Source organism: Acinetobacter sp. ACNIH1 (genome assembly GCF_002934695.1).
GTDB lineage: Bacteria > Pseudomonadota > Gammaproteobacteria > Pseudomonadales > Moraxellaceae > Acinetobacter > Acinetobacter variabilis.
The window spans coordinates 2,278,238-2,302,662 of sequence record NZ_CP026420.1 but is presented as its reverse complement, the minus strand read 5'-3'; the positions used below and the strand labels follow the sequence as shown (position 1 = coordinate 2,302,662).

The window sequence follows — 24,425 nt, the reverse complement described above, 5'->3', positions numbered from 1 at the left end:
AGTCTATGCCATGTTATGCGATTGATGGGGTTATTCCTGTCGTCAGCCCTAAAGCTTATCTTCATCCTACGGCTGTGCTGATCGGTGATGTGATCATTGAAGCCGGAGTTTATATTGGTCCGTTCGCTTCGTTGCGTGCCGATTTTGGCCGGATTTATATCCAGAAAAATGCCAATGTACAGGATTCCTGTACCATTCATGGATTTCCGGACAGTGTGACCTTGGTTGAAGAATATGGCCATGTTGGTCATGGTGCCATTCTGCATGGCTGCGTGGTACGAAAAAATGCCTTGATCGGTATGAACAGTGTAATTCTGGATGAGGCCGAAATCGGGGAGAATGTCATTGTTGGGGCCAACAGTACAGTTAAGGCTAAATTCAAAGTGCCAGCAAATAATCTGGTACTTGGCAGTCCGGCAAAAGTCATCCGTCCTTTAGAAGAAAAAGAAATTGCCTGGAAAAGCCATGGCACCGAGCAATATATCCAGCTCACTACACGTTGCTTGAATACCATGCAGGAAGTAGAAGCTTTAACCGAAAATTCCGCAGAGCGACGTAGTTATCAGAACTTTAAAGCGGATTATCAAATCAAGCAAAATAGTTAAACTAGCTGATTTTTAAAAAATTTAGATAATTAAAATACGCTAATTTTTTAGTTTTAAAATTATTGGAAATGAAACCAAATTACTATTGTCGCCTTTCCGGATCGAGTTAAGCTGTGAGAAAACAGGTCAGGAAAGTGCAGATGGAAAGTCGGGAATTTAAAGACAATTTCTCCCAGCAGTCCCAAGATTATGCCTTGTTTCGCCCGCATTATCCGGATGTTTTGGGAAAGATATTGGCAGAGTTGGCACCGAGTACGAAAGTAGCTTTAGATGTTGGCTGTGGCTCAGGACAGTTTTCAGAGGTTTTGGCACATTATTTTGATCAGGTGATTGCCATTGATGCGAGTAGCGAACAAATCGCACAGGCCCAACCTCATCCGAAAATTCAATATCATCAGGCCTTAGCCGAAGAAATCCCATGTGTTGACCAGAGTGTGGATCTGATTTCAGTTGCACAGGCTGCACATTGGCTGGATCTGGACAAGTTCTATGCGGAAGTTCGCCGTATTGCAAAACCCAATGCTATTCTGGCTCTTATTAGTTATGGGGTATTCAGTGTCGATGAAGAACATCTGAATCATTATTTCAGACATTTTTATGAAGTGACCATTGCGCCCTATTGGGCACCTGAACGCCGCCATGTCGATGAAGGATACAAAAATCTGCCATTCCCATTTCATGAAATTGCTGTACAGCCGCCGGTATTAAAAGTCGAGTGGAACTTTTACCAACTGATAGGCTATATGAGCACTTGGTCAGCCGTAAAAGCAGCCACTCAGGCACTCGGACATAATCCGCTGAATATACTGGCAGATGCCTTATTGCCAGAATGGGAAGATCCGGAATTGCCCCGGGTAGTGAGCTGGCCGCTATCGCTACGAGTGGGAAGGATAAATCCAGATCAAGAAAAGGATAATTAAATAAAAAGCCCAGTCTTAGCTGGGCTTTTTATAATATTAAAGATCAATCAGCTTATTTGTTTAACAGCATTTCCAGCACAAATTTGGAACCGATAAAACCGAGCGCCAGCAGACCAAACCCAAGCAGGGTAAAACGAACTGCTTTCTGGCCACGCCAGCCAAATTTCCAGTGTCCAATCAGTAATGCACCATAAACCAGCCAGGACACAATACTAAAGGCAGTCTTATGGGCCAGATGCTGGGCAAAGAAATTATCGATGGTAAAGAAGCCGAAACCCAATGCCAGTGTCAGTAAAATGAAACCGGTCATCAGCATATCGAACAATAAAGATTCCATATCTTGATAGGATGGCAACAGATTCACCCAAACCCGACGCTTCTGTTTTTTCTTCAGTTCACGGTCCTGAAACCGCAAAATCACGGCCTGAATCGTTGCCATCAATAACACAGCGTAAGCAGATAGGGACAAGATAATATGAATATCCAGACCCAGGGAATTCTGTGCAATGACTTTCGCTGGCTGGGTAAAGCTGAAACCGAGAATCAGGCCGGTCGCAGCGACGGGAATACCAATCAGGTTTAGCGCAATAATCGGCCGATAGGTACTATAAATGATGCTTAGCAGCAACATTAGCCCTGAAGTAAAGGAAAGTAAGGCAAATACATCATAATTCATCCCCATCGGGGTATACATGTCACCTGATAAAACCAAAGCATGGAGTACCAGTCCAACTAAAGCTGTTAAGCCGACAAACCATTGATTTGGAGTACGTTTAGTCATTAAATGAATGAACAGATACCAAAAAGAGGAGGTATAAGCGATTAATGCTAAGATCGTGTAAACCAAGGGTAGGCTAAGCATGTCAAACCTTTTTAAGGGTGATGAATATTCATTTATATAAATTCAGTGCGAACTACAGTATCCTATAGCATTCTATGCATAAATTTTCTATTTTAAGAAACAATTTTTTGCTACTGGCTATTTTAAGCGGATTTTGCAATGTTTGATACCTTAACAGAACGACTCACACAGAGTTTAAGAAATGTTACTGGCTCAGGGCAGCTAACCGAAGACAATATTAAAGATACGTTACGTGAAGTACGTATGGCACTTCTTGAAGCCGACGTTGCGTTACCTGTAACTCGTGAATTTATCGCGAAAGTTAAGGAAGAAGCATTAGGCCAGGAAGTGATGACTCAGTTATCTCCTGGGCAGGCTTTTGTCAAAATCGTTCATGACGAATTGACCAAAATGATGGGCGAGGCCAATGAGAGCCTCGACCTTGCAGCAAAACCACCGGTGGTGGTACTGCTTGCCGGTTTGCAGGGTGCGGGTAAAACCACGACTGCAGCCAAACTTGCACGCTTTCTGCAAGAACGTCAAAAGAAAAAAGTGGCTATGGTGTCTGCCGACGTTTATCGTCCGGCTGCGATCAAGCAGTTACAGACAGTGGCTGGCGAAGTTGGCGCGATTTTCCTTGAATCGAGTGCTACTGAAAAACCAATCAGTATCGTTAATCGTGCAATTGAACAGGCAAAAATCCAGTTTGCTGATGTGTTGATTGTCGATACCGCAGGTCGTCTGCATATCGATGACGACATGATGGAAGAGATTAAAGAGCTGCATGCAGCGATTAATCCGACTGAAACCCTGTTCGTGGTCGATGCCATGACTGGTCAGGATGCGGCGAATACAGCCAAAGCATTTAACGATGCGCTTCCTTTGACGGGTGTGATCCTGACTAAAACCGATGGGGATGCGCGCGGTGGTGCAGCACTGTCTGTTCGTGCGATTACTGGCAAGCCAATCAAGTTCCTCGGTATGGGCGAAAAACTGGATGCGCTGGAACCTTTCCATCCGGAACGTGTGGCACAGCGTATTCTGGGCATGGGTGACGTCCTTTCTTTGGTCGAAGAAGTTGAACGCAAAATCGACAAAGAAAAAGCCGAGAAAATGGCGAAGAAATTGCAGAAAGGCGGTAGCTTCAACTTTGAAGATATGCTGATGCAATTCGAGCAGATGAACAAGATGGGCGGCATGATGGGCTTCCTGGACAAACTTCCAGGTATGAGCAATTCTGGTATTCAAGATGCGATTGCGCAGGCGAATCCTGAAAAGCAAGTGAAGAAAATGGAAGCGATTATCCAGTCGATGACCATTAAGGAACGCCGTAACCCTGACCTGATGAATCCAAGCCGTAAAAAGCGTATTGCGGCAGGTTGCGGTATGGAAGTCTCAGAAGTCAACAAGCTGATCAAACAGCATGCGCAAATGGCGAAGATGATGAAGAAATTTGCCAATCCGTCTGGTATGGCAAAAATGATGAAATCACTGAGCGGTCTGCAAAAACAGTTTGGTGGCGGCGGTGGTATGGGTCCACTGTTCGGCGGCAACGACAAAAAATAACTGTTTTAAGTAAGAAAGGCGCGTATAGCGCCTTTTTTATTGTCTGTATTTTCTTTTATATCCAGTTTAAACAAAACAACATTTGCTTACCCAAATTTCCAGAAAAATCAGGCAGACTCGAAAAAATTTGAAATAAAATAATACAGAAGGATGTATCTAATGACTCAAGTGATTGTGGTGCATGGCTATACCGCAAGTCCTGAAGAAAACTGGTTTCCATGGATTCAGGAAAAAGCCCAGCAGGAACATGTCAGCTTGAAAGTACTCAGACTTGATCCATCGACTACGCCAAAACTGGAGGTTTGGGAACAGCAAATGCGTGAACAGATTGATGGGATTGACGAAAACAGCATTTTTATTGCGCATAGTCTGGGTTGTCTGGCTGCATTACATTATTTAAGTCGCGAATTAAAAAATCAGAGAATCAAACAACTGGTTTTAGTGGCCGGTTTTAATGGCAGACTGGGACGTCTGGAAGAAGTTAATTCGTTCATTGACGCGGCTGAAGTGGATTTTGATTTACTGAAACGTCAGATTGATGAACGTGTGGTGATTTATTCGGAAGGTGACGATCGGGTTCAGCCTGACTTTAGCCTGGCGCAGGCGGAAAGTCTAGATGCTATCGTGGTCTGTGCCGAGCATCAAGGACATTTTATTAATTCGCAGGGCTGTACTGAACTGCCGGAAGTCTGGAGAGTGATTCAGCCTTATCTGATCCAATCTTCCACTGAATAGAGAGGATGATGAACAGATTGGTTCAATAATGACAGGATGAAATTAAATAAGGAATATTGAATTTCATCCGCTAATAATTAAAAACTTAACTTTTGTCGGAGCATTTTGCTCTCCATATAATAAGTACAATGCTATGAAAAATATAACGAAGAAAGTCTATATCGTGCCTGATTATCAGGCGACCTCAAATGACCACTGGTATCCGTGGTTAAGCCGGCAGATCAAAGACGCAGGGTTCGAGGCCAAACGGATCATGCTGGCCAACCCTTTTCAACCTGATCTGGAAGAATGGCAGCACAACCTGAAACTGCAGATTCCGCATCTGGATGAGCATAGTTTCATTGTTGCGCATGGCTTGGGTGGCTTAAGTGCTCTAAAGTTTCTTGAAGAACACTATAGCCGTACACAATTGAAAATCGACGGGCTCATGCTGGTCGCAGCTTTTGATACACCACTGGTGGCTTGGTCGGAACTGAATAAAATGGTGCAGGCAGTAAAGTTAGATCTGAACAATCTATCACATGGTGCCAAACGCTTTGTAATGCTGCTTTCCAGCAATGACCCTTATGTACCTGCACCGATTTCACTGCGTTTGGGCCATAGCCTGAATGCACAGATTTTTGAAATCAAAAATGCAGGGCATTTTAACAAGCCGGATGGCTATGCAGATTTTTCAAAGTTACTCGAGCTCCTCAAACTGTGTCTGGCAAATGATCTGCAAAATGCTGCAGGCCTTTAAGTAATAAGTCTGGTTCAATCACGGGCTGAAACCGTTCGAGATGCTGGGCAAAGAGTGCAGCATCTCCACCAGTCAGGATCAGCTGTGCCGGAAAATCTTGCAGTACTTTTTCAATGATGCTGAGCAGACCGAATAAAATGCCATGATGCACGGCGTCAATGGTATTGCGCCCAGGACTGAGTTCCTCGAAAGCTGCATCTGGGATTTTAATGCCTTTGGTATTCTGGATCAGGGAATCGCGTTGTAAATACAGATTCGGCAGGATATAACCGCCGAGATGTTTTTGACCTTGGGCTAGATCAATGGTCAGGGCAGTCCCGCAGCTGATGACACAATAATTTTGGTCGGCTGACTTGGCAACGGCCAGCACCTGCAACCAGCGGTCAATCCCAAGCTGTGAAGGATCATCATAGCCACAGATCAAACCGGCATAGCGTGCCTGTACCGTGGCAAAAACTACAGGAATGTTCAGGCAGGTCAAAATCGATTGAATACGGACATTATTCGCTTTGTCCAGTACTGAAGAAATTCCGACCTGATGCAAGCCTAAACTCTTAAAGTGCTGAATCAAGCCAAGAAGTAAGTCGGCAGGGGATTGCAAATGCATTTCCGCGGCATGTTCAATGATCTGGTTCTGCTCCGTAATCCAGTATTTGAGCCGTGTATTGCCGATATCCAACCATAGTTTTTTCATTGAATGATGCCTGTTCAGCCGCCGTTTTTGAGACGGAGTTGCCCCTGATAAAATGTTTGTGTCCCTGCATCCGTTTCGATAATAACGGCACCATCATCCTGAATGCCGAGGAAAGTTCCGGAATATTGGCCTTGAATATCGGTAAATTCAACTGTTTGCTGGAAAAATGCGGTATATTGGTTAAACCGTGCCGGCAGATTCTGACTGCCATAATTAAACCATTCACCCGCTTGCTGAATAGCCAGATACAACTCGGCAATCAGATCCACGCGTGAAGCATGCTGTAGTCCCAATTCAGTCAGAGAAGTCACCTGCTGGTCTGGAACGCTTTCCGTGAGTGGACTGATATTGATCCCGACGCCGACCACCACCTGTTGGGTCGAAATCGGTTCAATCAGAATGCCGCCCCATTTCCCTTGCAGGCTGTACAGGTCATTGGGCCATTTTACCTGCAAGTCCAGTCCTTTTAGACTTGGCATTTGCAGGATATTTAATGCAATTTCCAGCGCCAGACGACCATCGATTGCTTTTTGTGTATGCAGCAATGTGCTTAAATAGATGTTCCCCTCAGGAGAAATCCACTGACGTTGACGCTGTCCACGTCCTTGGGTTTGCACGCGGCTACACACCAGTACCTGTTGTACCCCTTTGGTTGCTAGTTCCCGGACATCGTCATTGGTCGATGTGGTAATGGGCTTGATCAGCAGCACTTCAGGGAGTTGGCCTGCTTGACTTAAACGTTGCTGCAGTTCGCGAGTTTCTACATCCATTTGAATCTAAACGTGGTAAATGTCGTTATGGAGTTAATCATATATTTATTGATTGGTGCAATTGCAGGATTTGCCGCAGGCCTGTTTGGCGTTGGTGGTGGCCTGATTATCGTGCCAATCCTGTACATTGTTTTTACCCAGCTCCAGTACGATCCAAGCGTGATTATGCATATGGCAGTCGGAACTTCTCTGGCCACGATTATTGTGACCTCAATTAGTTCGGTGATGGCACATCATCAGAGAGGGGCTGTGTTATGGGAGGTAGTGCGTAATTTGGCACCCGGCCTGGTCATTGGCTCATTCTTAGGAGCTGGAATTGCAGATTATTTATCGGGCCAAGGTCTGCAATTGCTGATTGGCTTCTTTGCAGTCTGGATTGCATTCAGAATGTTTAGAGGCGCACATTATCAGGTTGATCCGAATCAGAAATTGCCTTCAGCCGCATTACAGCTGGCAGCGGGTGGCGGCATTGGCGTGGCATCGGCCATATTCGGGATCGGTGGCGGCAGTTTGACTGTGCCTTTCCTGAATCGTTGTGGTGTCGTCATCCAGAAAGCGGTAGCCACTTCTGCTGCCTGCGGTTTGCCGATCGCGGTGGCCGGTGCCTTAGGTTTCATCTGGTTTGGTCAGAAAGCTGAAGTCGAAGTGCCAAATACGATTGGTTATATTCATATTTATGCATTTATTGGTATTAGTGTGATGAGTTTTATTACTGCAAAATTTGGTGCAAAAGTGGCGCATTTATTATCACCAGTTCTATTAAAAAAATGTTTTGCGGCCTTACTGACTACAGTTGGTCTGTATTTTATCTATCAAGGCTTTACTGCCTGAACTACTCATTTTTTATCAGCTAAATTTTTTGAGGAGAATAGGTCACTATTCTCCTTTTTCTTTGACTGGGTTGGCTGTATAGACACAAGATTGTCTGACAATGTCAAAGTATTTTCTGCAAAAAAGCCGTTTAATAACTGAAAAGTCATCCAGAATGACTGCACTTGCATCAATAAAAATAAGACAGGAACAGTATGCAACAACAAGAAGCACACAGTTTGTCTGAACAGATTGCCAAGCATATCAGTGAACAGATTATCCGGGGTGAACTGGTTGAAGGCGAACGCATCCAGGAACTCAGAATTGCATCGGAGCTTGACGTCAGTCGGGGATCAGTCCGAGAAGCCTTGCTCTTGCTTGAACGTACCCAGTTGATTGAAATCTTCCCGCGTCGCGGCGCTATTGTCTCGGAAATGTCGGCCATGCAGGTTCGTGCCCTGTTTGACCTGACCTCTTTATTGCTGGGGCAGATGGTACATCGTATGGCAGAGACCTGGCGCAGTCATGAGGCAGAGCGCATTCAGCTATTATTAGAACAATTGGAAGCCGAAACCCGCCAAGGCCATACCGAAAAGTTTTATGATTTGATCTTTCAGGGAATGGCCCAGCAACAGGAGATGGTCGGTAATCTTTACCTGATGCGCTACTATCAGGAACTGCTGCCATCTTTACGCCGTAGCTATTTTCTGACCCTGAATATTTCAAGACGTGAGCTACAGGAATCTTTTGAATTATTTAAACTGGTGACGGAAGCGATTTTAATTCGTAAATCCCATCAGGCGACGTTATTTATGGAAGATTTTTGTCGACACTTGCGCAACCTTGTGTTGGAATCTCTGACACGGATGAAACAAATTGAACTCGCGTGGGCCAGACGCTCACGACGTTAAATCAGGACACTATGCGTTTAAGCAGTTTAAAACTTTCAGGCTTCAAATCTTTTGCAGACAGTACCACCTTACACTTCAAGGATAACCGGACTGCAGTGGTGGGACCCAATGGTTGTGGTAAATCAAATGTGATTGATGCCATACGCTGGGTAATGGGTGAGTCCAGTGCGCGCCAACTACGTGGTGGCAGCATGCAGGATGTGATTTTTACCGGAACAGCCAAGCGCAAACCGGTGGGCATCGCCAGTGTAGAACTGCGCTTTGATAATACCTATGGCAAGCTGGGCGGTGCGTATAATGCCTATAATGAGCTGGCAGTACGTCGTCAGGTTAACCGTGATGGCAAGTCTGAATATTTCCTGAATGGCACCAAATGCCGACGTCGTGATATTACCGATATTTTTCTGGGGACCGGTCTGGGGCCGCGTTCTTATGCGATTATTGAACAGGGCATGATTAACCGTCTGGTGGATGCCAAGCCGGAAGAAATGCGAGTCTTTATTGAAGAAGCTGCCGGTGTTTCCCGTTATCAGGCACGTCGCCGCGAGACCATGCTGCATCTGGATCACACGACGCAGAACCTGTCGCGTCTGGAAGATATTGCCTCAGAGTTAAAGTCTCAGCTTAAAACCTTAAAACGCCAGTCAGAAACTGCGATTCAATATAAGGAACTGGAAGGCCAGATCCGTACCATCAAGATCGAAATCCTGTCATTTCAGTGTGAGCAAAGCCAGCGTTTGCAAGAAGAGTATACTGTGCAGATGAATACACTGGGCGAGAATTTTAAGCTGGTACGTTCTGAATTGACCACTGTTGAGCATGATCTGGGAGCCACCAGTGAATTGTTTCAGCGCCTGATTCAACAGTCCACACCGCTACAAACTGAATGGCAACAGGCTGAGAAAAAGCTCAGCGAACTGGAAATGACCTTGCAGCAAAAGCAGTCCTTATTGCAGCAGAACTCGACCAGTCTGGTCAAGCTGGAAGAACAAAAAGCGCAAACCAAAGAACGTTTACAGCTGATTGAATTGCAACTGGACACCCTGCATCAACAACTCGAAGATCAGACTGCACAATTGCAGCAGCAGGAAGGTCAAAGTCAGGAACAAAACCAGGGTCTGACTGATCTGAAATCCCAGCAAGGCACAATTGCTGCCCAGTTTGCTCAAATTAAAACCCAGGTTGAGCAACAGCAACAACGTAAACAGCAAATGCTGGCGCAAAGTGAACAGCTGGCTAAAAATATTGTCCGGATTGAACAGCAAAAAGAAACCTTGCAACAGCAGGCAGCACAAATTCAGCAGCAGGCGCAGCAAGATGAGCTGGAACAGTATCAGGCTGATAGAGCTGAAACTGAACAGCAAATCACTGGCTTTGAGACTCAGCTCAAAACACTGAAAACTGAGCTTGAGCAGCTACAGGCAGAACGGGCAGGTCAGCAGCAATTGCTCATACAGATGAAATCAGAAATTCAGGTACTGCATTCAGAACGGAAAAACCTGAGCCAGTTACTGACCAAAGCCAATCCAAACGCCAAAGCGGATGCGGTGCAGTTAATGCAGGTGTTGAAGCTGAATCCACAGGCCAAAACTCATGCCAGCCTGATTGAAAAGTTCCTGGCGAAATGGCTTTCTGCACAAGTATTAGAAGAAAATGAGCATTTTCTGGAAAATAGTGCACGCCAGCTCAAAGCTCAGACGACCCAGGATAATATTCAGATCGCTGAACTCCCTTGTTTAGCAGACTGGATTGAAGCGCCTCAATATTCACTCTGGCAACAGGTGGCCGTAGCTGAGAACTTTAAACAGGCACTTGGTTTACAAACTCAGCTGAGAGCAGGTCAGTCGATCTTAAGTCTGGATGGCTATCATGTCGGCCCAGATTGGGTAATTGCCTTGGACTATGATGAAGACAGTCAGGCGGGACAAGGGGCACTGAGTCATCTTATTCGTCTGGATGAAATTGAGCAGCAACTGACTCAGCTTGAACCGAAATTCGCAGATTTAGAGCAACAGCTTCCTGAACTCACTGCTCAAGTAAAAGCTTTGCAAAGCCAGATTCAGAGCATCAATGAGCAGCAGAAGCAGGCACAAGAGCAGTTACAACAGCTTGATCTGAACATTGCCAAAGTCCAAAGTGCGACACAGGCCTTTGCGGTACAAAAACAGCAACTGCAGAACCAGTTACAGCAACTGGATGAGCAGCTGGAAGAAGATGCGATGCAGAAAGATGATCTGGAAATTGATCTGCATGCACTAAATCTGAAACTGGAACAGGCACTGCCCAATTACAAGACCTTGCAATTTCAGCTGGAAGAACTTAATGCTCAACTTGAAGACTCACAGCTAGCCACTCAGCAGGCGCAGCAGGAATTAGAAGTACTGCGCCGTCAAACAGTACAAAGCCAGCAGCAGGCTGAACTGCTAGAAAAAGACCAGCTGTTTTTAAAAGAACAATATCAGCAGATTATTGCGCAAATAGAGCAAGCTAAAAAGTTTGTTGATCCGGTACAGCTGGAATTGCCAGCTTTACAGAGCCAGTTTAATGAACAGGCGCTGATTACGGAAAAACTGCAAAAGACCTGGGCAGACTGGCAGATCGAGCTGAATCAGATCCAGAGCAAGCAGCAGCATCTGACTGAGCAGCGCCATACTTTCCAACAGCAAGATGAACAATTGCGTACTGAACTGGAAGCGAAACGTCTGGCCTGGCAGGCAGCAAAATCCGATTTACAGCATTATTCAGAACAACTGAAAGAATTGAATAGTGAAGTAATTTCAGGACTGAATATTGATGTAAAAGCACATCAGGCCAAACTGGAAAAAGCACAGGCTCAATTCGATAAACTGGGTGCAGTGAATCTGGCAGCTTCTGAAGAGTATGAAGAAGTTTCGAAACGCTATGACGAACTCAGCCATCAGATTCAGGACCTGGAAAATACCGTTGAACAGCTGCAGGCAGCAATGAAAAGTATTGATCAGGAAACCCGCAAGCTGTTTATGAATACCTTTGATCAGGTCAATGCCGAGCTACAAAACCTGTTCCCGAAAGTATTTGAGGGCGGTGAAGCGAGTTTAAGTCTTGAAGATGGATGGCAATCGGGTGTAAAACTGATGGCTCGCCCACCGGGCAAGCGCAACAGCTCACTGGCATTGCTTTCTGGTGGTGAAAAGGCTTTAACCGCATTAGCACTGGTCTTTGCAATTTTTCGCCTAAATCCGGCACCATTCTGTGTATTGGACGAAGTGGATGCACCGCTGGACGATGCCAATGTGGGACGTTTTTGTAATTTAGTCAAAGAGCTTTCTGAACAAGTGCAATTTATTTATATTACCCATAACAAACTTGCAATGATGATGGCGACTGATCTTTTAGGTGTAACCATGCCTGAACCGGGAACCTCAAAATTAGTGACAGTAAATTTGGAACAGGCAAAAGAATACGGCTTAGCTGCGGAGGTATAACATGGAAATCACCACAATTATCGGGATTGTTATTGCAATTGTGATTATGCTATTCGGCATAAGACTGATCTTGAAAAAACCTGCGGAGGCTGTACCGTCACTGGATGCGGATCTGCATATTGATCCTGACAGCCAGACTCCGGTTATTCCAAGGCATGTACGATCTCAACTGTCTAAAACAGAAAGTCCGGCAGCTGCACGTGTGGAACCGAGTCTGAATGAAGAAGTGGTAAACAATATTGCACCTGCGGAAGAACAACAAGAAGCAGCCAAAGTAGAGCCAACTTTGACTGAAACCGCCCAGCCCGAAACCAAAGCAGCAAGTTCACTCGATACACCGGTGGTTGCAGAGGAAGCAGAACCGGAAGTAACCAAAGCTGAAGAAACCACAACATCTGCTGAACAAGAAAATAAGCCTGAAACAGTAGAAGTAGCAGAAACAGAAAAAGAGCCTAAAGCAGCTGAATTTAGCCTAAATAGCAATATCGAGAAAGCTGAAATTTCTGACTTCAATGATGAAAGTAGTATTCTGGATGCACATCTACATGAGCAAAAAATTGTGGATGAAGAATGTTCGCTGGCTAATGCTGAAACGATTATTTCTTTGCATGTTTATCCACAGGGCCGTGCTCTTTCAGGTGAAAAAACCTTAAAAGTTTTACTGAAATATGGCCTGCGTTATGGTGAGCTGGCATGTTTCCATCGTTATAGTGAAGATGGCTCGAAACTGCTATTTTCAGTATTGCGTATGGCAGATACCGGTATGGAAGGTTTTGACTTAGAAACTCTGTCGACTGAAGAAGTCAAAGGTTTGGCATTCTTCCTGGCTTTACCGCATAGTGATGTACAGAATGCCTTCGATACCATGGACAGCATTTCACGTCTGATTGCGCGTGAAGTGGATGGTCTGGTTTATGATCAGAACCAGCAGGAAATGACCCCACAATTACGTGAATTCTGGCGTCATCAGGCGATTGATTATCGTGCTGGACAGACTGCAGAAGTTTAATATTCCAATATTGAATCTGCAGAATCCGATTTTTATAATAGCGAAAAGCTGAATATTGTATAGGGCGGATTTTCCGCCCTTTTTTATGGTGAAATTATGACCCAAGATGCCACTGTCATTGCGCAAATGCGTCAATTGATTCAACTGATTGCCAAGCATAATCATGCTTATTATGTGATGGATCAACCTACTATTGAAGACAGTGAATATGATCAGCTCTTTCATCAGCTCAAAGCTTTAGAAGAACAATATCCACATTTACAACAGCCAGACACACCGACAGTTAAAGTAGGCGGTCAGGCACTTTCCAAATTTCTGACCGTAACGCATGCGGTGCCAATGCTGTCTTTAGGCAACGTGTTTAATCAGGATGATCTGTTTGCTTTCGCACGCCGTATTGAAGAGCGTTTACCCAATCAAAAGATTGAATACGATGTTGAGCTGAAATTTGACGGTCTGGCAATTTCCCTCTGGTATGAACATGGCGTACTGGTTCGTGGTGTCACTCGCGGTGATGGGGAAACTGGCGAAGATATTACCCAGAATGTCAAAACCATTCGTAATCTGCCGAAATTTCTGTCTCCAGTGAATGGCGTGATTCCAGAATTACTGGAAGTGCGAGGCGAAGTGCTGATGCCGAAATCCGGCTTTGAACGTCTGAATGCGGCCAATGCAGCGAAAGGCGAAAAAACTTTTGCCAATCCACGTAACGCTGCGGCCGGCAGTTTACGCCAGCTTGATCCGAATATTGCAGCTTCTAGGCCTTTGGCTTTCTATGCTTATGGAATTGCCCAGTGTGTACCACATCATGGTCAAACCACAATGTCAGGCAGTCTGGAATGGCTACAGCAATTTGGCTTTGCTGTTGGTGAGCGGCATTTTATCTGCAGTAGCATCCAGGAAGTGCAAAAAGTTTACGAGCAGATCATTGAAGAACGTTCAAAGCTTAGTGTCGAAATCGATGGTATGGTCATTAAGGTCAATGACCTGAAACAGCAACAAAAACTGGGTTTCTTGAGCCGTGAACCACGTTGGGCAACCGCTTATAAATTCCCGGCAGTGGCGGCATTGACCACCGTTGAAAATATTGACTGGCAAGTGGGCCGTACCGGAACGTTGACCCCTGTGGCACGTTTAAATCCGGTTGCCGTGGGCGGTGTGACGGTTTCCAATGTGACCCTGCATAATATTGGTGAAATTCACCGTCTGGATGTAAGAATCGGGGATACCGTCAGTGTCTATCGTAGTGGTGACGTGATTCCTAAGGTTGAAAAAGTCTGGCCAGAATTTCGTCCTGCCGATGCGGTAGAAGTGTATTTACCTGAGAACTGTCCGGTGTGTGGTTCTCCAGTCGTCATGCCGGAAGGTGAAGCACTGGCACGTTGTTCAGGTGAACTGTATTGTGCGGCGCAGCGCATCGAAACCATCCGTCACTTTGTTTCACGTAAGGCTATGGATATCGAAGGTCTGGGCGATCGCTGGGTGGAGTCACTGTTACATCTCAATCTTTTAAGAGATGTCTCGGATATTTATCACTTGCATGAGCATCGTGAGCAATTACTGCAAATCGAAAAAATGGGTGAAAAGTCCGTTCAGAATCTCATTGATTCGATTGAGAACAGCAAGAAAACTACATTGGCAGCGTTTATTTATGCGCTCGGGATTCGTGGCGTAGGTGAAACGACAGCACGTATGCTGGCCAATACTTTCCAGACTCTCGACGCTTTACGTAGTGCTGATGTAGACGCTTTAAAGAAAACACCGGATGTTGGTGATATTACCGCAGAGTGGATTGTTGATTTCTTCCAGGCACCGCATAACCTGGAAGTATTGGATCGCTTGTTGGCTGCCGGTATTCATTGGGATGCGCCAATTGCACCAACGCGCCAACCACTGAATGGTGAAAGCTGGGTAGTGACTGGAACTTTAAGTTCTATGGGACGTGATGAAGCAACACAACTGTTGCAAGCTTTAGGTGCACGGGTCAGTGGCAGTGTATCGAGTAAAACCAAATGTGTGGTGGTGGGTGAAAAAGCGGGTTCTAAGCTCGATAAAGCAGAAAAACTCGGTGTGCCCGTGATCAATGAAGCGCAATTTATTGCTTTGATGAAAGAGTATGGGCAAATCGAAGAATAATCAGTTCTAAATAATGACTCAAATAAAAAAGACACCCAGGATGATGAATCTTAAGGTGTCTTTTTTATTGCTAATTCAAAACTATAGGTGAATGAGAGGGGAGGATAGACAAATACAAGGACGGGTTCGGCAATGTAAGTTGAATTCACGTACAATATCGATTCATTTGCAGGTATAGATCCTGCCTGATTGATTCTATTCTCCCGTTGATGATTGGCATACACATGGCGCAAGCAAAGAAATCTTTTCCGCAACAAAAATCGCAATTACATGCACGAAATCTGCATCGCAGTCGTTATGATTTTCCTGAGCTTATCAAGACTTGTCCGGAACTTGCGCCTTTTGTCAGCCCGAATCAATATAACGATCTTTCAGTCAACTTTTCTGATCCTCAAGCTGTGAAAATGCTCAATAAAGCATTGCTCAAGCATTTTTACGGCATTCAATATTGGGATATTCCTCAAGATTATCTTTGCCCACCGATTCCAGGTCGAGCCGACTATATTCACTATTTGGCGGACTTGTTAAGTGATAATAATAAAGGTCAGATTCCAACAGGACACGCCGTTCACGTATTAGATATTGGGGTAGGGGCGAACTGTATTTATCCGATTATTGGTCATCGTAGTTATGGTTGGAAGTTTGTCGGCTCAGACATTCATTCGGCATCGGTTAAAAGTGCTCAATTTATTGTGGAGGCAAATCCAAATCTCAGGAAGGGGATTCAGATTCGATTGCAAAAGACACCGAGCAATATTTTCAAAGGGGTGATTAAACCTTCAGATCGTTTTGATTTGACCCTGTGTAACCCACCATTTCATGCTTCGCAAGATGAAGCAAATGCCACAGCAACGCAAAAATTACGCAAACTTGGCAAACCGGTTGATCGGTCTAAAGTGGTGTTAAACTTTGGTGGACAAAAGAACGAGCTGTGGTGTGACGGTGGAGAAGAACGCTTTGTTTGCCAGATGGTACAAGAGAGCACACAGTTTGCTGAGCAATGTCTTTGGTTTAGTACACTGGTTTCTAAGAAAACCACATTGCCTATGCTGTTAAATACCTTGCGTAAGTGCGGTGCAGTGGATGTAAAAACCATTAAAATGACCCAGGGGCAAAAAGAGAGTCGTTTTGTAGCTTGGACTTTTCTAGATGTAAAGCAACAGCAAGCGTGGAAAAATGCGCGTTGGACTTCTGCTTAAGTAGATTTTTAAGCAGTCGTCATAAGCTTGCCGATAAATGACTTGATGCATAAGCTCAAACTAAATCTGACAGACACAATAAAAAGTCGGTCACTGTCAGATCAGGTTTGAGCGAGTACGGTTAAGGAATATATTTTTTTACCAGACCATCATCCAGTAATTGCTGGAAATGTTCGACCAGACTCTCTTTTACCGGACGGTATTCCAGACCGAGTTCATCCTTACTTTTTTGGGCATTAAAGAAAATTGGATAACCCATATTGAGTTCAACAAATTTACGGCTAAAGCCTGCCAGAGGACCAAAAATCTTGAAAGCCGTTTTTGGCAACTGGTTGCGCGGAAACGGGAATTTTGGACCAAATGCTTCACGCAGGATTTTCCCCATTTCTAGCAGGCTTAAAGTCTCACTACAGATAATATAACGGCCATGCGCTTCCGGATTAAAGGCGGCACGGATATGGGCTTCAGCAACATCCTGAACATCCACCACACCATTCCACATCGGTGGAACGCCGAGTAAAGTCATGCCATTGGCAAACTGTTGCAGAACTTCCACACTGCCTGATTGAGTATTAGGCGTTAAGGATTCCCCAAAGACCAGTGCCGGATTGATACAGATCAGGTCCCAGCGATCCTGCGCTTCCGCCATTTCCCAAGCTTTGCGTTCTGCCATGACTTTGGAATACGGATAAGGCTGATGGGTTTCTGAACTGGTGGTATTCCAGTGAGATTCATCAAAACTAGTGTGCTCGGTTTGCAAAATATCAATCGCATCCCCATACGTTGAGGCAATACTTGAGGTGACAATCACACGTTTGACAGATTCAGTTTTATTGACACTATTCAGCACATTTTGCGTACCCAGAATTGCTGGTTCAATAATGTCTTTAAGCGCATCCTTATAATTGGTGACCACAAAAGGCGAGGCCATATGAAAGACAATTTCACAACCTTCCATGGTCGCATCAAAAGAACCGGGCTTGAGCAAGTTGGCTTCAAACAGCTTTAAGGTTCCCGGACTGCTGTCTGCAATTTGTTCTAGGTGTGTATAACTCTGAGTTTTATTCAGATCGCGTACAGTGGCATGTACGGTATAACCCTGTTTTAAAAGTTTCTGGATGACCCAACTGGCGATATAGCCAGATGCGCCGGTGACCAGAACAGGTGCTGTGCTATGTTGTAATGTCATATTTAAACCGTTGTCGTTTTAACTTCTTTCATCGTAGGCACAATTATGCATGAACCAGGCCAAACAGGTGAGTCCAAAATAAAAATAAGCAACAAGATAAGTGCTTATTAATATTTACAAAAATTAACGTTTGAATATTCCAGCTTGCTGGATTGAATAAAAACGGAACGAAAAATGCAAGATATTGTTTTATAAATGGGATTTGGTCGAACAGAGAGCGTAAATGCAAGTGCTTCTCATTTTAATTATATAAAAATCAGACATTTACCATAATTTTGCTTTTGCAAATCGAAAATCTTTTCTCCATAATAGGATGATAAAAGCAGGGAGTAATTCAAATGCGCGGTAATCCAGAAGTCGTAGATTATTTAAATATGCTGATCGGTGGCGAACTGGCTGCTCGTGATCAATACCTGATTCACTCTCGTATGTATGAAGATTGGGGTCTGACGAAAATCTTTGAACGCATCGACCATGAAATGCAGGAAGAAGCACAGCATGCAGATGCCCTGATTCGTCGTGTCCTGTTCCTTGAAGGTACGCCAAATATGCAGCGTGATGACATCGAAGTTGGTGAAGATGTGGTGACCTGCCTGAAAGCTGACCTGAAGCTTGAGTATCATGTCCGTGAAAAGCTGGCTCAAGGGGTAAAACTTTGTGAAGAGAAGGGCGATTATGTGACCCGTGACATGCTGCGCCAGCAAATGTCAGATACGGAAGAGGACCATACTTACTGGTTAGAAAAACAGTTACGTTTGATTGAGCTGATTGGTCTGCAAAACTATATCCAGTCACAAATGTAAGATATTGAATAATAAAGAACCCAGCAGATGCTGGGTTTTTTTGATTCTGTACACTTAAGAATTGTTGTTGCTGACAATTCCGATTTTTTTTACTTCCAGACGCTGAGCCGCAGCCATCACCATCGCGATATGCTTGTATTCAGTTGCACGATCAGCCTTGATTTTAATCTGATCCTGATCGGCTTTTTGCGCCACGGTTTTAAATAAGGCTTCCAGCGCTTGAGCATTCGCTACCGGCTGATCATTCCAGAAGATCTGGCCCTGAGCATCAAGACGCAAATTCACAATCTCTGGCGGTTTTTCCTCAGTCGGTGGTGGTGTGCCATTTGGCAGGTTGATATTAATCGAATTATTCGGCAACGGAATAGTGATAATAAACATAATCAGCAAGACCAGCATGACATCAATCAATGGTGTCATGTTGACGTCCAGCATTACATCATCATCCTGATTTGAGCCAACATTCATTCCCATAACTGGATTCTCCCTCAATCTTAAGGTGAAGCGGGCGGGGTCGTGACAAATGCAATCTTGCCAATACCTGCTTGCTGAGTAGTACTGATGACCTGATCAATCGCTTCAAAAGCTGTTCTTTGATCACCGCGAATATGCACTTCAGGCTGAGGACGTTTCTGGGCTTCTGCCTGTAAACGGGTCAGTAAAATTGCCTTGTCCGGAATATAGGATTCATTCCAGAAGATATCGCCATTTTTATTGACTGCCAGCTGGATATTTTCCGGCTTGGTTTCATACGGGACATTACGTTCTTCAGGCAGATCGACCGGTACGGTATGAATTGCAACCGGTACTGTAATCAGAAAGATAATCAGCAGTACCAGCATCACATCAACCAGAGGCGTGGTATTAATGGTACCAATGACCTCATCATCGCTGTCGTTTGAATTGACCATCATTCCCATGGTTGACCCCCATTTTTATTTTGTGTCGCGGTGAACAGGATTGTTTGAGCTGATTTCGCCGCTCAGTAGTACAGCATGCAGGTCAGAACCGAAGGTACGAACTTCTTCCATCACCGCTTTATTACGTCGAGTTAACCAGTTGTAGCCAAGTACTGCAGGAACTGCCACTGCCAGACCGATTGCGGTCATGATCAGTGCTTCACCGACCGGACCAGCAACTTTATCGATTGACGCCTGACCAGAAATACCAATTGCAGTCAAGGCATGGTAAATGCCCCAAACGGTACCAAACAGACCTACGAAAGGTGCAGTAGAACCTACGGTTGCAAGGAAGGCCAAACCACCACTTAGATGGCTTTGAATCTTGTCGACTGCGCGTGAAATAGAAATCGTAACCCAGGTATTAAAGTCGATACGCTCTAGTAAAGTACCGCCATGGTTTTTGGTTGACTTGATGCCTTTTTCAGCAATAAAACGATATACGCTGGCTTCATCCAGATTTTGCGCTGCATTATCCAGTGAAGAAGATTCCCAGAACTGATGTTCTGCTTCTTTGGCCTGTTTGCGAATCTTGCCTTGTTGCAAACACTTGGTGATCATGATGTACCAGGTACCGATTGACATGATTACCAGAATGAACAGGGTCACTTTGGAAACCATATCGCCTTCTTTCCACATGGCTTCCAGACCATAAGGGTTGCTGGCAGGTTTTTCAGCTGCAGCAGGTGCTGGCGGTGTAGGTTCAGCGACAGTCGCAGGAGTTGTGGTTTCCGTTTCAGTGACGGTCGTTGCAGGTGTAGGGGATTCTTCAGCAAATACGGTTTGCAAAGGTAGTAAAGTACTTGCCGCAATGACACTTGCAGCAGTGATATTTTTTAAAGTGTGTCGTGCGTTTTTCATAATGAATCTCCTCATTTTGTTTTTTAATCTGTTGTCTGGATCAGTCCAAGATAAATTCGTAGGGAATGTCGTACCAAGATTCTTGTGGTTCACCATTTTTCATTGCAGGCTTGAAGGTACATAAGCTGAAAGCCTTGGACGCTGCACGGTCGAGTGAACGGCTGCCACTGGATTTTTTTACTTTGGCATCTTTCACTTTGCCGTCGGTATTCACAAAGACAGAGATCAGCACATTACCTTGCTCTTCATTCATTAATGCATCGCGCGGGTAATCTGGACGCTTACAACCCGCTTCACCTTGAGATACGCCACGTGTAACGCCAGTTGGTTGCGGTGGAGCAGCAGGCGCCGCTGCAACAACTGGGGCTGGTGCAGCCACCGGACTTGGGGATGGTACTGCTGCAGCTACAGGCGTTGGTTCTGCAACCGGTTGAGTGACGGTTGGTGTAGGCTGTGTTTTCTGTACCGGAACCACTTTTTCTACCGGTTTAACCTCAGGAACCTGTGCCACTTTTTCTACAATTTTAGGTGGCTCAGGTGGGGTTTCTTTAGGTGGCTCTGGTTCTGGTGGTTTAATATCCTGAATAATCATCAATTCAACCGGTTCTTCTGACGGTTTGATGATGTCTTTTGCCATACCTGCCATTAGCACCAGGCCCACCAGGATATGCAAGAAAATCACGACACCAATTCCAGTCAATTTTTTGGCGGAGCTTTTTTCTATATCTTCAAACGTTGTGCTCATCATGACTCCTGGAATTTAAGACAAATAAGAAATAACGGTTTATTTCAAAGATGAGGTAGCTGCATTATTTTTTGTTTGGCTGAAATGATATGAATACTGCAAATACAGCATGACGCTGTATTTGCAGAAAGCTTGTCTTAGAATTTGTAAGTACCACGGAGGTAATAAGTACGACCTGTAGGATCTGAGTAACGAGGGTCATAACCGTATTGGAAGTTATCCAGAACATCAGATGCAGCAGGCTCTTCATCAAAGATGTTGAGGATACCGCCAGTCAACTCCAGGTTTTTGAAGCCTTTATAAGTTGTTGCGAAGTTATAAAGTGTGTAGTCACCCACATCACGTTCGCCAGAGTAGTCTTCATAACCACGAGTGAACTGTTGTTCAAAGATCATTTTCCAGTCTTCATAAGACCAGTTCAGATTGGCAACATGTTTCCAGCGAACTACTGCCGGGTCTTCATATTTGCCTACCAGACTAGACCATTCACCGCCTGGTTCACTTTGGTAGTCCAGATTGATCACGTAAGTACCATCAATACCGAAACCGAAACGACCAGTAGATGTTTTAGGTGTCAGGTAGTTCAGGCTCAGGTCTACACCTGAAGTTTTTAAACCGCCAGAGTTCATCAGGGTAGTACGGATGTGCTGGATACGGCCTTCACTATCACGTATGAAACGGTCTGCATAAAGGTCTGGATTATCAAAGATTGATGATTCACCCACTGTACCTACCAGACCATCGATCTCGATATTGAAGTAGTCAGCAGTGAAAACCAGGTTTTTGATTGGTTCAAATACTAAACCAGCAGTGAATGATGTAGATTCTTCTGGTTGCAGGTCAGGTGAACCACCTTGGGTACGCTTAAACTGGGTATTACATTCAACCTGATATTTAGGTTCGACTGGCGTGCCACCTGGACATAACACAGGGTCATTGTATTTCGCACCTGTCCAGGTTTCACTGATTGGCGCGTTGATTTCGTACAAGCTTGGTGCACGGAAACCGGTGCTATAAGATGCACGGAACATGACTTCCTTCATTGGTTCCCAACGTAGACCAACTTTCGGGTTGAAGGTATCACCGAAGTCGCTATAGTCATCATAACGGGCAGCAATTTGAGCTTCCAGACTTGGCAAGATTGGGATCTGGAATTCAGTAAAGAATGCTGTGATGTCACGATCACCCTTACTGATTGGTTTGCTCGGGTCAATACCAGAACCTGGTACTTGAGCCACGATTTCAGAGTTTACTTTCGCTTCCCAGTCCTGAGTCGTGAAGCTACCACCGAAGGCAAAGCCAACATCACCTGCAGGTAATTCAAAAATTGGACGACTGATCGTAAAGTCTGCAGTTGTAGACTCTAAAGAGGCGATGTTAGTTTCGCCATTAATCACAAATGATTCCCAAGGGGTATCGCCTGGACGTGCTGGACCGAATGGATTGATACGACCTTCATTCAATGCAGTTTGCAGGTTGCTACGGTGTAAGTAACCACCTGTAAATTCATCAGTTGCTTCGCTTTTCGCGTATGACACGCCTGCGTTAATATCCCAGCCTAATGCCTCACCTTCAATACCTGCAAAGAAGCGGTGTGAGTCATTGGTTGACATACTTTGACGGTTACCTGCCTGAGAACGGAGGTAAAGTTGAAGTGGATCACCGCTTAACTCGCCATCTGTAATAGCCGGAGTAATACCATTACCTGGATAGTATTGGCTGCTTGATGGTAAAGTCACGGTACGGCCATAAACGTCTGGTGCAATTGAAGTGGATACTTCAGAACGTGTAAACACGTATTCACCAACCGCATTTAATGAATCATTAAGCTTGAATGTCCCTTTACCTAATGCAGATAGTGTTTCAACCTGTGGTTTGATCGCAATTAAAGCCTGCGTATTTAGATAACAGAAGCCGTCATCTGGAGAAGACCATGGAACATTATTACAGTCATCTGGGTATGGGTTACCTAAATAACCAGTGGTTGGATCATAGATGTTTGCCGGGAAGCCGCTTGCAGAGCCAGCATCAATACCTAATTCAGGAATTACACCACCACGGCGGCTGACTTTACGCTGTTGAGCATGGATCTGGTTAGATTTACGGTAGTCCAAGACGCCCATGACGTTAAAGCCATTTTCATCCAGGTCACCGAAACCACCGAAGATCGCAGCCTGTTGTTTTTCACCACCTGAATGTTCGGTTTCATGTAAGGCTCCGGTAACACCTAAGCCATTGTATTCAGATTTGGTGATGAAGTTGATTACCCCCGCAATCGCATCCGCACCATAAACTGCAGAAGCACCATCACGTAAAATCTCAATACGATCAATCATCGCCATAGGGATGATGTTTAAGTTCGTACTATCTGTACTAAATGCACTATAGGCAAGACGACGGCCATTTAAAAGCACAAGTGTTTTGTCTGAGCCTAGACCACGTAAGTTGGCTGTCGAACCTGAAGTATTACTTGCACCTACGTTTTGAGCAGTAGAGAAACCAGCCTGGTTCGCGCTGACTTTTACTAAAGCTTCTTCAACAGTACTTACCCCTTGGTTCGCAAGATCTTCACCTTTGATGACGGTGATTGGTGAAGAACTTTGTGCAGCAACCCCCTTGATTGATGAACCCGTCACTGTCACTTTCTGAACTTTAGTTGGCTGTTCAGCAGATGCAGCTTCTTCGGCATGGGCCAGCGGCAGACACATCATACTTAAGCTGAGTGCGCTTAACTTGAGTAGTCTTTTGCTGACGGTTGGAGCCCCCATAGATCCGACCAATTTATTTTTTTTCATCGTAAATTTCACCCTTTTGTTATGTGAAGTAGTGCTGGGTTGATCTAAGCAAGGCGAATGCCAACTTATAAAATTTTATATTTTTATATTTTTAATTTATTGAAAAATATTGATTTAATTGAATGAGGTTTGAATTTATCAAGCGATACTGAAGAAAAATTAAGAAGTCTGTGTATCGAATCTGAAGAAAGGAGGAAGTGAGACCCCTGTCAAAGCAATAAATAAATATTTAATGAATAAGAAAGTAGTCCAAAAATGAGAGGGAAATTGAATAAAGTTTAATCATGGTGCATAATTTTTACATAAAATATACAATATTTTTTAAAAATAAATTATTTAAAATACAGATACTTATGCTTATTTTTTGTTTACCTAAAGGTATACAATAGTGCAATAAGATGAAACAGGGTTGAGTTATTTTTGTGCGAAATAAACTTTAGTGAGAATTTTAAGGATAAAAATTTAATTAATGATTCATGGAAAATATTATGTTATTCATAATGTTTTAAATAATTAATAAAAATAAACTTTTTTCAGTTAAAAACAGGAAGAAATCCCTATTTTTTGCAAGGATGGCATGAAATTCGCTTTGTTCAGTTTATTCCATCTGTCCAGCTTTGACCCATCCATTGAAGCAAATATGGGATGATGTATTTAAAACTTCCTATAGCAAT

Annotated in this window: 21 protein-coding genes; 12 read left to right on the top strand and 9 right to left on the bottom strand. The window is 44.4% G+C overall.

The window, feature by feature from the left end:
- The first annotated feature begins 5 nt into the window (after positions 1-5).
- The gene (locus tag C3F22_RS11245; protein ID WP_104426569.1) at positions 6-605 is read left to right on the top strand and encodes a gamma carbonic anhydrase family protein; all 600 of its coding nucleotides are present in this window, start codon (positions 6-8) and stop codon (positions 603-605) included.
- A 140-nt stretch (positions 606-745) separates the two neighbouring features.
- Positions 746-1,525, top strand: coding sequence for a class I SAM-dependent methyltransferase (locus C3F22_RS11240; protein WP_104426568.1), 780 nt, complete (start codon positions 746-748; stop codon positions 1,523-1,525).
- 52 nt (positions 1,526-1,577) lie between these two features.
- Here the strand turns inward: C3F22_RS11240 and C3F22_RS11235 are convergent, their stop codons facing one another.
- The gene (locus tag C3F22_RS11235; protein WP_004783358.1) at positions 1,578-2,387 is read right to left on the bottom strand and encodes a cytochrome C assembly family protein; all 810 of its coding nucleotides are present in this window, start codon (positions 2,385-2,387) and stop codon (positions 1,578-1,580) included.
- A gap of 138 nt (positions 2,388-2,525) precedes the next feature.
- On the opposite strand from C3F22_RS11235, the gene ffh reads away from it, so the two are divergent.
- The 3 genes from ffh (at position 2,526) to C3F22_RS11220 (ending at position 5,406) form a co-directional block, all read left to right on the top strand.
- Positions 2,526-3,932, top strand: coding sequence for a signal recognition particle protein (ffh, locus tag C3F22_RS11230; protein ID WP_104426567.1), 1,407 nt, complete (start codon positions 2,526-2,528; stop codon positions 3,930-3,932).
- Between the two features lie 159 nt (positions 3,933-4,091).
- A complete protein-coding gene (locus tag C3F22_RS11225; RefSeq protein WP_104426566.1) occupies positions 4,092-4,667 on the top strand; it encodes an RBBP9/YdeN family alpha/beta hydrolase in 576 nt (191 codons plus the stop codon).
- 133 nt (positions 4,668-4,800) lie between these two features.
- The gene (locus C3F22_RS11220; protein WP_104426565.1) at positions 4,801-5,406 is read left to right on the top strand and encodes an RBBP9/YdeN family alpha/beta hydrolase; all 606 of its coding nucleotides are present in this window, start codon (positions 4,801-4,803) and stop codon (positions 5,404-5,406) included.
- Here C3F22_RS11220 and C3F22_RS11215 read toward each other — a convergent pair.
- Positions 5,360-6,100: a type III pantothenate kinase gene (locus C3F22_RS11215; RefSeq protein WP_104426564.1), complete on the bottom strand. Its 741-nt coding sequence runs from the start codon at positions 6,098-6,100 to the stop codon at positions 5,360-5,362. The genes C3F22_RS11220 and C3F22_RS11215 overlap by 47 nt on opposite strands.
- Positions 6,101-6,114: 14 nt before the next feature.
- Complete coding sequence (locus tag C3F22_RS11210; RefSeq protein WP_104426563.1) at positions 6,115-6,870, bottom strand: biotin--[acetyl-CoA-carboxylase] ligase; 756 nt, start codon at positions 6,868-6,870, stop codon at positions 6,115-6,117.
- Between the two features lie 27 nt (positions 6,871-6,897).
- On the opposite strand from C3F22_RS11210, the gene C3F22_RS11205 reads away from it, so the two are divergent.
- The 6 genes from C3F22_RS11205 (at position 6,898) to rlmF (ending at position 16,399) form a co-directional block, all read left to right on the top strand.
- Entirely contained in the window at positions 6,898-7,701 is an 804-nt protein-coding gene (locus C3F22_RS11205) for a sulfite exporter TauE/SafE family protein (protein ID WP_104426562.1), read from the top strand.
- A 194-nt stretch (positions 7,702-7,895) separates the two neighbouring features.
- Positions 7,896-8,591 carry a GntR family transcriptional regulator gene (locus C3F22_RS11195; RefSeq protein ID WP_005234246.1) on the top strand — a complete coding sequence of 232 codons (696 nt, stop codon included), beginning with the start codon at positions 7,896-7,898 and terminating at the stop codon, positions 8,589-8,591.
- A gap of 11 nt (positions 8,592-8,602) precedes the next feature.
- Complete coding sequence (gene smc / locus C3F22_RS11190) at positions 8,603-12,055, top strand: chromosome segregation protein SMC (protein WP_104426561.1); 3,453 nt, start codon at positions 8,603-8,605, stop codon at positions 12,053-12,055.
- Between the two features lies 1 nt (position 12,056).
- Positions 12,057-13,064, top strand: coding sequence for a cell division protein ZipA C-terminal FtsZ-binding domain-containing protein (locus C3F22_RS11185; protein WP_104426560.1), 1,008 nt, complete (start codon positions 12,057-12,059; stop codon positions 13,062-13,064).
- A 96-nt stretch (positions 13,065-13,160) separates the two neighbouring features.
- Positions 13,161-15,200, top strand: coding sequence for an NAD-dependent DNA ligase LigA (gene ligA / locus C3F22_RS11180; RefSeq protein ID WP_104426559.1), 2,040 nt, complete (start codon positions 13,161-13,163; stop codon positions 15,198-15,200).
- A 224-nt stretch (positions 15,201-15,424) separates the two neighbouring features.
- The gene (gene rlmF / locus C3F22_RS11175) at positions 15,425-16,399 is read left to right on the top strand and encodes a 23S rRNA (adenine(1618)-N(6))-methyltransferase RlmF (RefSeq protein ID WP_104426558.1); all 975 of its coding nucleotides are present in this window, start codon (positions 15,425-15,427) and stop codon (positions 16,397-16,399) included.
- A 121-nt stretch (positions 16,400-16,520) separates the two neighbouring features.
- Here rlmF and C3F22_RS11170 read toward each other — a convergent pair whose 3' ends face one another.
- A complete protein-coding gene (locus C3F22_RS11170) occupies positions 16,521-17,588 on the bottom strand; it encodes an SDR family oxidoreductase (protein ID WP_005234253.1) in 1,068 nt (355 codons plus the stop codon).
- 338 nt (positions 17,589-17,926) lie between these two features.
- Between C3F22_RS11170 and ftn the strand changes: the two genes are divergently transcribed.
- The gene (gene ftn / locus C3F22_RS11165) at positions 17,927-18,391 is read left to right on the top strand and encodes a heteropolymeric bacterioferritin subunit Ftn (protein WP_004783337.1); all 465 of its coding nucleotides are present in this window, start codon (positions 17,927-17,929) and stop codon (positions 18,389-18,391) included.
- A 54-nt stretch (positions 18,392-18,445) separates the two neighbouring features.
- On the opposite strand, the gene C3F22_RS11160 is transcribed toward ftn, so the two are convergent.
- The 5 genes from C3F22_RS11160 to C3F22_RS11140 all read right to left on the bottom strand — a co-directional run bounded on the left by C3F22_RS11160 (position 18,446) and on the right by C3F22_RS11140 (position 23,751).
- Entirely contained in the window at positions 18,446-18,865 is a 420-nt protein-coding gene (locus C3F22_RS11160; protein WP_004783336.1) for an ExbD/TolR family protein, read from the bottom strand.
- Positions 18,866-18,885: 20 nt separating this feature from the next.
- Positions 18,886-19,311 carry an ExbD/TolR family protein gene (locus C3F22_RS11155; RefSeq protein ID WP_005234255.1) on the bottom strand — a complete coding sequence of 142 codons (426 nt, stop codon included), beginning with the start codon at positions 19,309-19,311 and terminating at the stop codon, positions 18,886-18,888.
- A 15-nt stretch (positions 19,312-19,326) separates the two neighbouring features.
- Positions 19,327-20,211: a MotA/TolQ/ExbB proton channel family protein gene (locus C3F22_RS11150; RefSeq protein ID WP_005234256.1), complete on the bottom strand. Its 885-nt coding sequence runs from the start codon at positions 20,209-20,211 to the stop codon at positions 19,327-19,329.
- Positions 20,212-20,251: 40 nt separating this feature from the next.
- A complete protein-coding gene (locus tag C3F22_RS11145) occupies positions 20,252-20,956 on the bottom strand; it encodes an energy transducer TonB (RefSeq protein WP_005234257.1) in 705 nt (234 codons plus the stop codon).
- 137 nt (positions 20,957-21,093) lie between these two features.
- Positions 21,094-23,751: a TonB-dependent receptor gene (locus tag C3F22_RS11140; protein ID WP_005234258.1), complete on the bottom strand. Its 2,658-nt coding sequence runs from the start codon at positions 23,749-23,751 to the stop codon at positions 21,094-21,096.
- Between the last annotated feature and the right edge of the window lie 674 nt (positions 23,752-24,425).